Source organism: Acidovorax sp. Leaf78 (genome assembly GCF_001422735.1).
GTDB lineage: Bacteria > Pseudomonadota > Gammaproteobacteria > Burkholderiales > Burkholderiaceae_C > Acidovorax.
Genome location: NZ_LMLZ01000022.1, coordinates 182249 through 196490 on the forward strand (window position 1 = coordinate 182249; position 14242 = coordinate 196490).

The 14242-nt window shown below is 69.3% G+C and carries 9 protein-coding genes; all 9 read right to left on the reverse strand.

The annotated features are described in order from the left end of the window. Nucleotides 1–24: 24 nt before the first annotated feature. Nucleotides 25–876, reverse strand: a complete 852-nt coding sequence (locus ASF16_RS19455; protein ID WP_369817180.1) for a DUF1365 domain-containing protein — start codon at nt 874–876, stop codon at nt 25–27. Beyond that, nucleotides 858–2165, reverse strand: coding sequence for an NAD(P)/FAD-dependent oxidoreductase (locus ASF16_RS19460; protein WP_056171259.1), 1308 nt, complete (start codon nt 2163–2165; stop codon nt 858–860). The genes ASF16_RS19455 and ASF16_RS19460 overlap by 19 nt, the downstream gene beginning before the upstream one ends. A 244-nt stretch (nt 2166–2409) precedes the next feature. Further along, nucleotides 2410–3030: a glutathione peroxidase gene (locus tag ASF16_RS19465; RefSeq protein WP_056171262.1), complete on the reverse strand. Its 621-nt coding sequence runs from the start codon at nt 3028–3030 to the stop codon at nt 2410–2412. A 329-nt stretch (nt 3031–3359) separates the two neighbouring features. After that, a complete protein-coding gene (locus ASF16_RS19470; protein WP_056171264.1) occupies nt 3360–4565 on the reverse strand; it encodes an HD-GYP domain-containing protein in 1206 nt (401 codons plus the stop codon). 108 nt (nt 4566–4673) lie between these two features. Continuing rightward, nucleotides 4674–7784: an efflux RND transporter permease subunit gene (locus tag ASF16_RS19475; protein ID WP_056171266.1), complete on the reverse strand. Its 3111-nt coding sequence runs from the start codon at nt 7782–7784 to the stop codon at nt 4674–4676. Between the two features lie 12 nt (nt 7785–7796). Next, the gene (locus ASF16_RS19480) at nt 7797–9032 is read right to left on the reverse strand and encodes an efflux RND transporter periplasmic adaptor subunit (protein WP_056171268.1); all 1236 of its coding nucleotides are present in this window, start codon (nt 9030–9032) and stop codon (nt 7797–7799) included. A 78-nt stretch (nt 9033–9110) separates the two neighbouring features. Further along, nucleotides 9111–10547: an efflux transporter outer membrane subunit gene (locus tag ASF16_RS19485; RefSeq protein WP_056171270.1), complete on the reverse strand. Its 1437-nt coding sequence runs from the start codon at nt 10545–10547 to the stop codon at nt 9111–9113. Then, nucleotides 10544–11293, reverse strand: a complete 750-nt coding sequence (locus tag ASF16_RS19490) for a TetR/AcrR family transcriptional regulator (RefSeq protein ID WP_056171272.1) — start codon at nt 11291–11293, stop codon at nt 10544–10546. Before ASF16_RS19490 ends, ASF16_RS19485 begins: the two co-directional genes overlap by 4 nt. 131 nt (nt 11294–11424) lie before the next feature. Continuing rightward, entirely contained in the window at nt 11425–14184 is a 2760-nt protein-coding gene (gene glnE / locus ASF16_RS19495; RefSeq protein WP_056171713.1) for a bifunctional [glutamate--ammonia ligase]-adenylyl-L-tyrosine phosphorylase/[glutamate--ammonia-ligase] adenylyltransferase, read from the reverse strand. Nucleotides 14185–14242 lie beyond the last annotated feature (58 nt).

Below are 14242 nucleotides of genomic sequence, written 5' to 3' on the forward strand. Positions count from 1 at the left end.
TTCGGTGGTCAACGTTTCAGCAGTTCAGCGGGTCACGGTGGAGGCCGGCGCTGCGGGCTTGCTGTAAAAGCGCACGCGCTTGAGCCACAGCTGCAGCGCCTGCCAGTGGATGCGGGCGATCACGGCCAGCGTCATGGCCGGGTAGCCCCACAGGGCCCGGCGCAGCGTCTTGTCGGTGATGGGGTGCAGGGTGCCGCTCACGCTGGTCTGCAGCAGCGGGCCGGCCGCGTCGTCGTAGTCGATGCGCACCACGGTGCGGCCCGCGGCAACGGAATCGGTGTCGGTGGGCGCTCCGGCCCACGCGGCCAGGGTGCGCATGAAGCGGAACCGGTACCCGCCGCTCACCTCGCAGAACGGCGACACGTGGAACACCTTGCGCGCTGCAAGCTCCACGCCGTAGCGCGGCGCATCGAGCAGGTAGCAGTGGCGCTCGCCGAAAGTGTTGTTGACCTCGACCACGATGGCGCGCAGGCTGCCGTCGGCGCGGTGGCAGTACCAGAAGCTCACCGGCTTGAAGGTGTAGCCCAGCACGCGCGGGTAGCAGTGCAGCCAGACCTCGCCGTCCGCGTCTGCGATGCCCTCGGCGCGCAGCAGCTCCTGCACCCAGGCGAGGGCACCGCCCTGGGCGGCACTGCGGCCGTCGCCGTGGTCGGAATCGTGAAAGCTGATCAGGCCCCGGCGGTTGACCGCGAGCGGGCCGGGTGCCCCCGCAGCCGCGCCGGCCCCGCCCGCCAGGCTGCGCAGCGGCAGCATCAGGAAGAACGTGGGGTAGGCGAACGCGTGCCGCTGCGGGCGCAGCCGGGTGTGGCGCACCTGGCCGAAGCCGATCAGGGGTGCGGGAGCGCCCGGCGTGCTCATCAGGCCGCCTTCGCCCATGCGGTGGGCAGGTTGGCGCGCAGTTGCCTGGCCACCGCCAGGCCCGACTGCAGGCCGTCTTCGTGGAAGCCGTAGCCCGTCCATGCGCCGCAGAACCAGGTGTGGGACTGGCCCTGCAGCTGCTCCACACCCCGCTGGGCGCGGATGGCCGCCAGGTCGAACACCGGGTGGGCGTAGTCGTAGCTGCCGATCACGTGCTCCGGCGCAATCTCGCGCAGCGGGTTGAGCGACACGACCACGGGCTGAGCGAACGGCACGGGCTGCAGCTGGTTGATGAGGTAGTGCAGGCACACACGGGCCGACTCGCGGTGGCCTTCGGCGGCGCGCTCGTAGTTCCAGGCGGCCCAGGCACTGCGCACGCGGGGCAGCACGGCCGTGTCGGTGTGCAGCACGGCGCGGTTGGCCTGGTAACGAATGGCGCCCAGCACGGTGCGCTCTTGCACCGTGGGCTGCTCCAGCAGCGCGAGCGACTGGTCCGAGTGCGTGGCCAGCACCACCTTGTCGAAGTGCTCGGTATGCCGGTCGGTGACCACACGTACGCCGTCTGCGTCGCGCTCCACACGGCGCACGGGGGTGGACAGGCGCTTGTCGGCAATGCCCGCCACGATTTTTTCCACATAGTGCCAGGCACCGCCCGACACCGTCCACCACTGGGGCCGCTGGCTCACCTGCATCAGCCCGTGGTTGTGGCAGAACCGGATCATCGTCGCCACGGGGAATTTCAGCATCTGGTCGGTCGGGCAGCTCCAGATGCAGCCGAGCATGGGCAGGAAGTACCAGTCACGGAACGCGTCGCCAAAGCGGTGCTCCTTCAGGAAGTCGCCCAGTGGCTGCATCAAGGCCGCTTCGGCATTGGCTTGTGCGATGCCGGTACACAGCTTGTTGAAGCGCAGCAGGTCGCGCAGCATGCCCCAAAAGCGGGGGTTCAGCAGGTTGGACCGCTGCGCGAACACGGTGGACAGATTGGTGCCGCTCCACTCCAGCGTGCGGCCACGCAGCGCGCCGGGCACCTGCACCGAAAACGACATGTCGGACTTGGAGGTCTCGACCCCCAGCTCGGCCAGCAGGCTGATCAAACCCGGGTAGGTGCGCTCGTTGAAGACCAGAAACCCTGTGTCCACGCCGTGCGTGACCGGGTTGCCCCAGGCATCGGGCAGCGTCACGTCGACCGTGTGGGTGTGGCCGCCGAAGTAGTCGCCGGCCTCGAAAAGGGTGATGTCCGCATGCCCGCGCAGCTCGTGCGCGACAGTGAGCCCGGAGATGCCGGAGCCGATGATGGCGATCTTCATGGCCGGCCCCCTCTGGCCGGGTCACGGAATAAAAAGGTTGCGAAGCGTCCCGAAACGAATAAGAGAGGGAGGGAGGAGAAGCGCTCCAGGAGATCAGTCGGAACCCGGGGGCCCGAAAGGCTTCGCAACACTAAAACTGTACGTCGCGCAATCGTGTTGCGCAAGAAATAGAGTGGGGCTGTCCCGCCGAAGTTCCAGCCTTCGGACAGGTTTTTTTTAAAGAAACGTAAAGAAAGCATGTCAATCACCGTGCGGGGGCCACCGCCAGTTGCTGCTCGATGGCGCGCACCAGGCCCTGGTTGTCGGGCGCGGTCAGGCTGGAGTACTGGTCGACCAGCTTGCCATCGCGGCCCAGCAGGTATTTGTGGAAGTTCCAGCGCGGGGCCGTGCCGGAGAGTTCGGCCAGCTGGCGAAACAGGGGCGACGCCTCAGCGCCCTTCACGCTGCTCTTGGCGAACATGGGGAATTTCACGCCGAAGGTGCTTTCGCAGAAATCGGCGACCTGCTGGTTGCTGCCGGACTCCTGCGAGAAATCGTTGGACGGGAAGCCCAGCACGACCAGGCCCTTGTCCTTGTAACGGGCGTACAGCTCTTCGAGCCCCTTGTACTGGCCGGTGAATCCGCAGAAGCTGGCGGTGTTGACCACGAGCACCACCTTGCCGCTGTACTGGCACAGGGATTGCGGCTTTTCGTCCTGCAGGCGCAGGAAGGTGTGCTGCAGCGTGGCGGGGCAGCCGGCTGGCGCCACCGTTGCAGCCGCACCGGGCGCCTGCTGCGCGGCTGGCTGGGCCCAGGCCCCGGGCCCGAAGGCGGCGGCCAGCGCGAGGGCGGCGGCGGGAACGGGTCGTAGCAAAAAGGTGGTCATAGGGCTTCCAGCACAGGTCGGTGCGGCCAATTTAACCGCTCCATTATTTTTTGTCCACATGAGTTTTTATTTATACCGATTGGTTACGTCTGGGTGCGGATCCCGGAATCGGTGTGGATCACGCGGCACCTGCATCATGTACGCAGCAGCCGGCCCCATGGATGCGGCCACCATGCCGCAAGGGGATCAAAGTCTGTGGAGAGGGCGCCGCGCACCGCGGCGTACCGGCGCCGCACCGCACCGCACCGCACCGCACCGCGTGAGCACGAGGGGCGCTGGCCGATTGCACAGGCCGCAGGTGTATCTGTCCGTCCGTCGGCGCCGGCGGGTCAGCCCAGGCTCAGCAGGCGGTCGAGCGAGAGCTTGACCCGCACATCCTTGAAGGCCACCACGCCCGTGACCTTCCAGGGTGGCATGCCGGTGTCGCGGGGGATGGGCTCGCCCGTGGGCATGCCTTCGCGGTTGGTCACCACCGCCACCTTGGGCGTCGTGGCCGTGGTGCCGCGGCGGATGACCACACCCACCTCCTGGCTGGCCAGGCGCACGAAGGAACCCGGGGGGTACACGCCCAGGGTCTTGACGAGGGCCGCGCCGGCTTCGTCCACCTGGTGCTCCTCGTCGTAGTAGCTCGCCTGCATGGCCGCGGTGGCCGGCATGGGGGGGCGGGCCGCACGCGGCGCCATGCGCGCGCCGAAGATGTCGGCCCGCTGCAGCAGGCGCGCCATCTGCTGGGCTTCGGTCTTCTTGGCCAGGGGGCCGGGGGTGCGGTGGTGGTGGCAGCGCACGGCCTCCAGCCACAGCGGGTCGGACACGCCCAGGCTGCGCAGCAGGGCCTCGGAGCGCGCAGCGTGGTCTTCCACCGCCGATATCTGTTCGGCGGTGAGCGGGTGGGTCTGCTGGGCGAGCTGGTCTTGCAGCTCGGTCATCGCGATGTTCATGCTCAGCGCCGCCTGGCCCAGCTGCTGCACGCGCGCCTCGGGCCAGCGCAGCATCTCCCGCGCGACCACCATGCACACGCAGCTGACCAGCATCGCATGGGTGCCGCTGTACATGCGCGTTTCCTGCGCCGACAGGTAAATCATGGCCAGCAGCGTCGCGTCCGGCGTCTGCTCGCAGTGGCGCGAGAGCTCGTCGTGCAGGGCCTGGAACCGGCCGCCGAAGTCCGTGGGCGACGGTGACCGCAACAACTGCGTGGCCCGCAGCTGCAGCTCGGGCCAGTCGGGCAGCACCCGGCCGCCCCGGGCGCGCGCGGCCGAGTCCTCGGCCGCCGTCATCTTCATCGCGGCGATCTCGCCCAGGTTGGTGTCGGCGTTCAGCATGCGCTGCAGCTGCGCCAGGTAGGCGCGGTGGCTGCCGCCGGACTCGTCGGTGTCCACGCACAGCTGGCGGCCCCGGGCAACCATCTTGGCCAGCTCTTCGCGGGTGCGGATGATGTAGCCCTTTTGCGCCAGCAGGGTGCCGTCGGCCCCGCGCAGCACAAAAGGCAGCGGCTGGCCGAGCTGGATGGATTCGATGTTGAGGCTGACGAGGTTCATGGTGCTCGTTACATTATCTAACGCCCGCCCCCCATCAAACGCATCGCCTGCCGGGTGATTTCCCGGCTTTTCTGCCGAAAGAACCACCCGGAATGTAAGTGCGTGCTATCAATGCGTGGCTGGTGGCGTTTGCGGCGCTGCGGGCGGTGTGTCGTGATGCCCGCCGCGCAGCCTGCGCATCGTGCGCCCGAACCACTGGCCCACGTCATCCACGCCGGTGAACACGGCCGGGATGACCAGCAGGCTCAGCAGCGTGGAGGTGATCAGGCCGCCGATCACGGCCACCGCCATCGGCGAGCGAAAGCTCGCGTCCGCAGCGCCAATGCCCAGGGCGATGGGCATCATGCCCGCGCCCATGGCCAGCGTGGTCATGATGATGGGCCGCGCCCGCTTGTGGCAGGCGTCGATCAGCGCCTCGAAGCGCGTCAGGCCGTGCTCGCGCCGCGCCAGGATGGCGTACTCGACCAGCAGGATAGAGTTCTTGGTGGCGATGCCCATGAGCATGATCAGCCCGATGAGCGAGGGCATGGAGAAGCTCTTTTGCGCGATTAGCAAGCCCACGAACGCGCCGCCCAGCGACAGCGGCAGCGCCGCCAGAATCGTCACCGGGTGCAGGAAGTCCTTGAACAGCAGCACCAGCACGATGTAGATGCACAGCACGCCGGTGAGCATGGCCAGGCCGAAGCTGGCGAACAGCTCGCCCATCATCTCGGCGTCGCCGATGGTGATCTGGCGCACGCCGGCCGGCAGGTTCTTGATGGAGGGCAGCGCCTCCACGGCCTTGGTCACGTCGCCCAGCGGCTGGCCCGACAGCTCGATCTCGAAGTTCACGTTGCGCGCGCGGTCGTAGCGGTCCACCACGGCCGGGCCGCCGCTGAACTCCAGCGTGGCCACCTGGCCGAGCATCACCGGGCCCTTGCTGCCCGGCACCGACAGGCGCTCGAGCAGCGACAGGTCTTGGCGCGCGTCGTCCTGCAGCTTGACCACGATGGGCACCTGGCGGGATGCCAGGTTGAGCTTGGGCAGCGACACGTCGTAGTCGCCCACGGTGGCGATGCGCAGGGTCTCGGCGATGGCGCTGCTGGTCACGCCCAGGTCGGCGGCACGCGCGAAGTCCGGGCGCACCGCAATTTCAGAGCGCACCAGGCTGGCGGTGGACGAGATGCTGCCCAGGCCGGGGATGGTGCGAAGGTCTTTTTCGACCGCGAGGGCCGCCGTGGTCAGCGCCTGCGGGTCGTCGCCCGAGAGCACCAGCACGTACTTCTCGCCCGAGCCGCCCAGGCCCACCTTGCTGCGCACGCCCGGCAGCGTCTCCAGCGCGGCGCGGATGTGGTTTTCGATGCCCTGCTTGCGCGGCCGGTCGCCGCGCTCGGCCAGCAGGATGGTGAGCGTGGCCTTGCGCGTCTCGGCCCCGGCGCCGCCCATGAAGGGGTCGGCCCCGGCCGAGCCGCCGCCGATGGTGGTGTAAACGCTTTTCACGTGCTCGACCTTGGCGATGCGCTCACGCGCGTCTTCGGACACGGCGCGGGTCTGGGCCAGCGTGGCGCCCGGAGGCAGCTCCAGGTACACCTGGGTCTGCGAGTTGTCGTCCGGCGGGATGAAGCCCGTGGGGAGCAGCGGGATCAGCGCGAGCGAGCCGATGAAGAACGCGCCGGTGGCAATGAAGGTGATCCAGCGGTGCTTGACGCACCAGGACGCCCAGCGCAGGTACACCGTCATCCAGCGCGGGTCCTTGTGCTCGTCCACGATGGGTTTGAGGATGTACGCCGCCATCATGGGCGTGAGCACCCGCGCCACCACCAGGCTGGCGAACACCGCGAGCGAAGCCGTCCAGCCGAACTGCTTGAAGAACTTGCCCGCGATGCCGCTCATGAAGGCCGTGGGCAGGAACACCGCAATCAGCGTGAACGTGGTGGCAACCACCGCCAGGCCGATCTCGTCGGCCGCCTCCATGGCCGCCTGGTAGGGCGTCTTGCCCATGCGCAGGTGGCGCACGATGTTCTCCACCTCCACGATGGCATCGTCCACCAGGATGCCCACCACCAGCGACATCGCCAGCAGCGTGATCACGTTGATCGAAAAGCCCAGCAGATGCATGCCGATGAACGCCGGGATCACCGACAGCGGCAGTGCCACGGCCGAGACGAACGTGGCACGCCAATCGCGCAGGAAGAGCCACACCACCAGCACGGCCAGCAGGGCACCTTCATACAGCAGGTGCATGGAGCCGTCGTATTCCTCCTGCACCGGCTGCACGAAGTTGAAGGCCTCGGTGATTTCGAGGTCGGGGTGCTGCTCGCGCAGCTCCTTGAGCGCGGTCTGCACCGCGCCGCCCACTTCGACCTCGCTCGCGCCCTTGCTGCGCGCCACCTCGAAGCCCACCACGGGCTTGCCGTTGAGCATGGCCAGCGCACGCGGCTCGGCAATGGTGTCGGACACGGTGGCCACCTGGTCGAGCCGCACATGGCGGCCGTCGGACAGCGCGAGCGTGAGGCCCGCGAGTTCCTGCGCCGACTGCACGGTGGCCAGCGTGCGCACGGGCTGCTCGCTGCCGCCCAGGTCGGTGCGGCCGCCGGCGCTTTCGGTCTGCACCAGCCGCAGCTGGCGCGATATGTCGGCGGCCGACGCGTTGAGCGCCTGCAGCTTCACCGGGTCGAGCGACACGTTGACCTGGCGCTGCACACCGCCCACGCGGTTGACCGCGCCCACGCCGCGCACGGCCAGGAGCTTCTTGGCGACGGCATCGTCCACGAACCACGACAGCGCCTCGTCGTCCATGCGGGTGGAGGCGATGGTGAACGCCAGCACCGGCTGCGCGGCCAGGTCCATCTTGGTCACGATGGGGTCGCGCACATCGCCGGGCAGGTCGCCGCGCACGCGGGCCACGGCGGAGCGCACGTCGTCGAGCGCCTCCTGCGTGGTCTTCTCCAGCCGGAACTCGGCCGTGATGGTGGCGCCGCCGTCCTGCACCTTGGTGTAGATGTGCTTCAAGTCCTGCAGCGTGGCGATGCTGTTCTCGATCTTGCGCGCCACGTCGTTTTCGAGTTGCGCGGGCGATGCGCCAGGCAGCGCCACGGTCACCGAAATCGTGGGCAGGTCGATGTCCGGAAAGTTCTGCACCTTCATGGCGTTGAACGACAGCAGGCCGCCGAACGTCAGCAGCACGAACAGCATCAGCGCCGGTATCGGGTTCTTGATGGACCAGGTGGATACATTCATGAAGAACGCTCCTTAATTGATAGCTGGTAGCGCTTTATCAGCGCGCGCCAGGTGCATTTTTGGCTTGAAATCCCGCACGGAGGACGTGCGCGCAGGCTGTGCTGGTGCCGCGGGTGCGGCAGGCGCAGCCACCGGGGCCGCCACGCGCACCAGGTCGCCGTCGTTCAGGAAGCCCGCCCCGCGCACGGCCACCGACGCATTGGCCTCCAGGCCTGACGTCACCTCCACCCGGTCGGCCACGCGCCGGCCGGTCTGCACTTTGCGCATCTGCACGCGCTGCTCGGCCCCCACCACGAAGACGTACGAGAACCCATCGCGCACGACCAGCGCCTCCTGCGGCACGGTGAGCGCATCGCTCTGGCCCAGCGCGAACTCGCCGCGCGCAAACATGCCCGCGCGGAAATCGCTGTTCGCCGGCAAATCGACGTACACCAGCGCATTGCGGGTCTGCGGGTCCACCGTGGGTGCGACCATGCGCACCGTGCCTTCGGCCGTGGCGCCGCTGGCCGCGGTCACGCTGACCTTGGCCCCCGGCGTCACGCGGCGCAGCTCGGTCGACGTGACCTCCGCGCGCCACTCCAGCCGGCCCTTGCGCACCATGCGGAACAGCTCGGTGCCCGCGCTCACCACCGCACCCACGGTGGCGGTGCGGGCAGAGATCACGCCGCTGTCGGGCGCCACCACCTGCGTGTACTTCAGACGCAGCTGCTGCGCGTTCAGCGTGGCCTTGGCGGCCTCCACCCGGGCCTGCGCCGTCTTCTCGGCGGTGGTGTATTGCTGGATCTGCTGCTGGCTCAGTGCACCCGTGGCCTGCAAAGATCGCGCGCGGTCGGCATTGGCCGCCGCCTCGGCCGCATTGGCCTGGGCTTCGAGCAGGCTTGCGCGCATCTGCGCCACGTCGGCCTGCACCGTCTCGGCCGAGAAGGTGGCCAGCACCTGGCCGGCCTTGACCACGTCGCCCACGTTCACGCGCACATCGGTCAGCCGCAGGCCGTTGCTTTCGGCGCCGATGCTGGCCTCTTGCCAGGCAGCCACATTGCCGTTGGCGGCCAGGCGCAGTGGCACTGCCGTGCGCTGCGGCTGGGCCGTGCTCACGGTGAGCGCGGGGCGGGGCTGGTTGGCCTTGGGCTCATCGGCAGCGCGCGACGCGCCCGAGAAGACCAGGGCGCCGCCCGCGGCCAGCACACAGGCGGCGATCACGGCGAAAGCCGTGGGAGAAAACGTGAAACGTTGCGTTGGCGTTGTCATTTTTGTCTGTCCGTTCATCCAGTCGGTGTCAGGAAAAGGAGACTGGCGATCGGCCGGCCTCCCCGTGGTTTCAGTCACTCAGCGCGCGGCGGTGGCCGCAGCAGTGGGTGGGGCTGCGGCGAGGGCTGTTTGCCCGTCCCACCCTCCGCCTGCGGCGCGGTACAGCGCGATCCAGGCCACCTGGCGTTCATGCTGCAGCGCGACCAGCGCGTTCTCGGCCGCGAGCGACGTGCGCCGCGCATCCTCCAGCTCCACCAGGCTGGCCAGCCCGCCGCGCCAGCGGGCCTCGGTCGCATCGAACGAGGTGCGGTAGCCCGCCGCCGCCGTGCGTGCGCTGGTGTTGCGTTCGGCCGTGCTCTGCAGCCGCACCAGCGCCTGCTCCACCTCGCTCACGGCCTGGCGCACCTTGGCGCGGTACAGGGCCGCAGCCTCGTCGTAGCGGGCCTGCGCCGCATCCACCTGCGCACTGCGCCGGCCGCCGTCGAACAGGGGCACGCTCAGCGCCAGCGGGCCGATGGTCCAGGTGTTCAGGTCGGTGGTCACGCCACCGCTGCGCACCCAGGCCGTGCCCACCGAGCCGCTGAGCGACAAACGCGGGTAACGCTGCGCCTGCGCGCTGCCCACCTCGGCGCTGGCGGCAGCGACCTCGCGCTCGGCGTTGTACACGTCGGGCCGCTGGGCCAGCACCTGCGCGGGCAGGGCCGCGATGCTGAACAACGTGTCGGGCGCCGCAGGCGCAGTGGTGGACAGGCGTGCGCGCAGCGCGGGCTCTTCCCAGCCGGTCAGGGCCACCAGGGTCTTCACGTCCACATCGCACAGCATGCGCTGCTGCGATGCGCGGGCCTGGGCTTCGGCGGCACTGGCGCGGGCCAGCGCTGCGGTGGCCGGGGCGGTGAAGCCCGCGCGCTCGCTCAGGTCGGACAACCGCGAGGTCTCGCCGCGCGACTGCGTATCGCGCTCGGCCACGCGCAGTTGATCCAGGCAGGTGCGCAGGCTGCTGGTCTGCTGCGCGACCTCGGCGGCCACGCTCACTCGGGCCTCGTGCCACAGCGCCTGGGCGCCCGCCAGCCGCTGGTCGGCCGCCGCCTTGGTGGCGCGGTTGGCACCGAACACGTCGATCTCCCAGCTGGCCTGCAGCCCGGCCTGCGCCGTGGTGGCAATGCCCGCGAGCTGTTCATTGAAACCCCGGCTGGCATTGCCCTGGCCGTCGAGCGACGGCAGCAGCGCGGCGCGGCTGCTGACCTGCGTGGCGCGCGCCTGCGCAATGCGCGACTGGGCCTGCGCCACGCCGGGGCTGATGGCCTGCGCCGCGTCGATCAGCTCGACCAGCAGCGGGTCGCCCAGCTGCGTCCACCACTGCGCCAGGTCTCCCAGAGAGCCCTGGTGCGGCAACGGCGCCTGCCACGCTACCGGCGGCGGCGCGGGCACCTGGGCGGGCGGTGGCGAGATGGCACAGGCGCCCAGGGCCAGGGGCAGGCAGGCGGCCCACAAAAAACGGGTCTTGCTGGTTGTCATGTGTTGGATGCCTTCTTGTGCGAAGTCCTCGGAGTCTGTGAAGTACCGCGGCGTGCAGGGCGCACCGGGGGTGCGTCGGCCTGCCGCCGTGCGATGTCGCCGCGCACCATGTCCAGGGCGTAGCCGGTCAGCCGCTCCACCCACTGCTCGACGGCCGCTTCCGTGGCCAACTGCGGCGTGATGCCCTGCAAGGCGTCGCGCTGCGTCCACATCTGCATCACCAGGCCGGCCAGCGAAAAAGCGAGCCGGTGGATGTCGTCGTCCACCTCGGTCACGCCCATGTGGCGGCGCAGCACCTGCACCAGGGCCAGGTGGGGCGCGCGGCACTCGCGCTCGAACAGCTCGGGCCAGACGTGGGTCGGGTCCAGCAGCTCGCGGATGTGCAGGCGCACCGATTGGGTGACCAGGTCGTCGTGCTTGAGCGGCTCCAGAAACCCTGCGAAGTAGCGGCTGAGCGCATCGGTCAAGTCCAGCGCGGGGTCGGCGAACACTGGGATCAGGTCGCTGCCGCTGCCAAAGGGTTCGTAGAACGTGGCGGTGTACAGCTGCGCCTTGTCACCGAAGTGGTAGCCAATGGCCGCAACGTTGGTGCCGGCAGCCTCGGCAATGGCGCGCACCGAGGTCTGGGCAAAGCCCTTTTCGGAGAACAGCTGCAGGGCCGCGCGCAGCAGGCGCGCACGCGTGTCTTCGCCGTCGCTGCGGGCGGCGCGCTGGGCGGCAGGAATGACGTGGGCACCAAAACTCATGGCCCCGGATTAGACCACCAGAATTCAAACAGTTGTTTGAATTAATGAATTTTTCAGACCGGCGGCGCCCCGGCAACTTGCAACCATTTGTCACCGCCCGCTGTCGCTGGGGCAACGCCGGGGTCGGCGGTCTACATCCCCAGACCCGCGCCGAACACGGCCAGCCAGAGGGCGAACACGGCGTCGCGCTCGGCCTGCAGCGCGGGCGGCGCGACCTGCGTGGGTGCCTCGTCCAGGCGCGCCACGTGCTGGACGCGGCGCAGTTCGCGGTACGCATCGGCCGCGGCCGTGCCCACGCTTGTTGGCAGCAGCCCCACCTGTTCGGCGTGCCGCAGCAGCGCGATATTGCCCACGTTGCCGCGCAGCTCGGGGTGCGCAGCCGACTGCGACAGCACCAGGTACTGCACCGCAAACTCGGCATCCACCATGCCACCGGGGCTGTGCTTGACGTCGAACCGCCCGTCCTTGGCAGGGTGGGCCGAGCGCACGCGCTCGCGCATCAGCACGATTTCGTCGCGCAGGGCCACCGGGTCGCGTTCGGAGGTGATGACGGCTTCGCGCACCGCGTCGAAGCGCTCGCGCAGCGCATCGCTGCCCATCACGAAGCGCGCGCGCGTCATGGCCTGGTGCTCCCAGGTCCAGGCGGTGTTGCTGCCGCGGCGCTGCTGGTAGTTGGCGTACGCCTCGAAGCTCGTGACCAGCAGGCCCGAGCTGCCGTTGGGGCGCAGCGCGGTGTCGATCTCGTACAAATCGCCTTCGCTGGTCTTCACGGTGAGCCAGTTGATGAGCTTGCGCACGAAGGCGGCATACACCTCGGGGGCGCGTTCGTCGTCGTCATCGAACACGAAGACGATGTCCAGGTCGCTGCCGTAGCCCAGCTCTTTGCCGCCCAGCTTGCCGTAGCCGATGATGCCGAACTGCGGGCTGTCGCGGTGGCGGTTCTTGACCCGGCTCCAGCACCAGTCGGCGGTGATGCGCAGCACGCTGTCGGCCAGCGCGGACAGGTCGTCCGCCACCTGCTCCACCGTGATGCGCCGCTCCACGTCGCGCGCGAGGGTGCGGAAGGTCTCGGCGTGCTGCGCGCGGCGCAGCAGGTTGAGCAGGGTCTCGTCGTCGTCTTCGCCGGTGGACTGCAGCGAGGCCAGGCGCACAGCCAGCTCGCGCTCGAAGTCTTCCACCACGAAGCGCTCGGACAGCAGCGCATCGCCCGCCAGTTCGTCGATCACGCCAGGGTGCTGCAGCATGTAGCGGGCAGGCCATTTGGCGGCGCCCAGCAGGTGCAGCAGGTGCTCGTGCACCGAGGGGCGCTCCAGCAGCAGGGCGAGGTAGCTCTCGCGCCGCAGCAGTGGCTCCAGCCAGCCGACCAGGCGCACCGCCGCGTCTTCGTTCACCTTGCCTTCGGCCAGCCAGCGCGCGGTGCGCTGCACCAGGCGGAACAGGCGCGTGCGCGCTTCGTCGCGCAGGCCCTCGACCCGCGGGTGGTTGCGCCATTCGGCCACGCGCTCCCGAAAGCCGGGGGGCAGTTGTTCGAGCAGGCCTTCCAGTTCAGGCGGCGGTGGCGCAGCCGCCCGGGGGCCGCCGCAGCCGCCGCCGTTGCACTGCTTCTTGCCGCTGCCGCCCAGCAGGGTGTCGAACTCCTGCGCCACCAGTTCGCGGTGCGCGTCGAGCTCGTGCAGGAAGGCGCAGCAGTCGGGGTAGCCCATGGTGTAGGCGATCCAGGCCAGGTCGTCGTCGCGCGTGGGCAGCACGTGGGTCTGCTGGTCGTCCAGGTACTGGATGCGGTGCTCCACGCGGCGCAAAAAGACATAGGCCCGGGCGAGCGCATCGGCCGTCTCCTGCGGCATGAGGCCGGCCTGCGCGATGCGCGGCAGCGCGTCCAGTGTGGGCCGGCGGCGCAGCTCGGGGAACTGCCCGCCGCGCACCACCTGCAGCAGCTGCACGGTGAATTCGATCTCGCGGATGCCGCCGCGCGAGAGCTTGACGTCGTTGGCACGCTCGGGGTGGCCGGCGCTGCGCTTGGCGGCGTGGTCGCGGATCTGGCGGTGCAGGGACCGCAGGGCGTCGAACACGCTGTAGTCGAGATAGCGGCGGAACACGAAGGGCAGCACCACGCCGCGCAGCGCCTGGACCTCGGTGCCCCCGATGCAGTCGCGCGGAGCGACCACGCGGCTCTTGAGCCAGGCAAAGCGCTCCCATTCGCGGCCATGCAGTTGCAGGTATTCCTCCAGCGCCGGCAGCGAGACCGCCGACGGCCCCGAGTTGCCGTTGGGCCGCAGGGCCAGGTCCACGCGGAAAACGAAGCCATGCTCGGTGGTGTCGCCCACCAGGCTGTAGATGGACTTGACGGCCCGCGCGAAGTATTCGTGGTTGGAGATGCGGCCGCGGCCCTCGGGCGTGCCGGCGGTTTCGCCATCGTGTTCGTACACGTAGATGAGGTCGATGTCGCTCGACACATTGAGCTCGCGCGCGCCCAGCTTTCCCATGCCGATGATCCACAGCTGCACGGGCTGGCCCTCGGGCCCGCGCGGCGCGCCGTGGCGCTCATCGAGTTCCTGGCGGGCCTGATGGCAGGCGCGGTCGAGCGCCAGTTCGGCCAGCTCGGTCACCGCGCGGGTGACGTCGGCGAGCGAGGCCCCCTCATCGCAATCGAGCTGGATCAGCCGCTCCATGACCAGCTGGCGCACCACGCGCAAGGCGGTACCGGTGTCCGCGCCGCGCGCGCGCAAGGCCTCGTAGGCCTGCTCCATCGTGGCCAGCACCGGCGGGCCGGGGGGCAGCAGGGGCAGGTCGTCGGCGTAGCGGCGGTGCAGGCGCTGGTAGAAGCGGGAATGGCTGGCCAGCAGCCCCTCGGGCCGGGCCAGGCAGCACAGGTCAGCGGCGGGCGATGGCATGGCAGACATGGCCGGGGACCACATACATAAGGACACTCGTTGGTAGTGAACCCGCGCC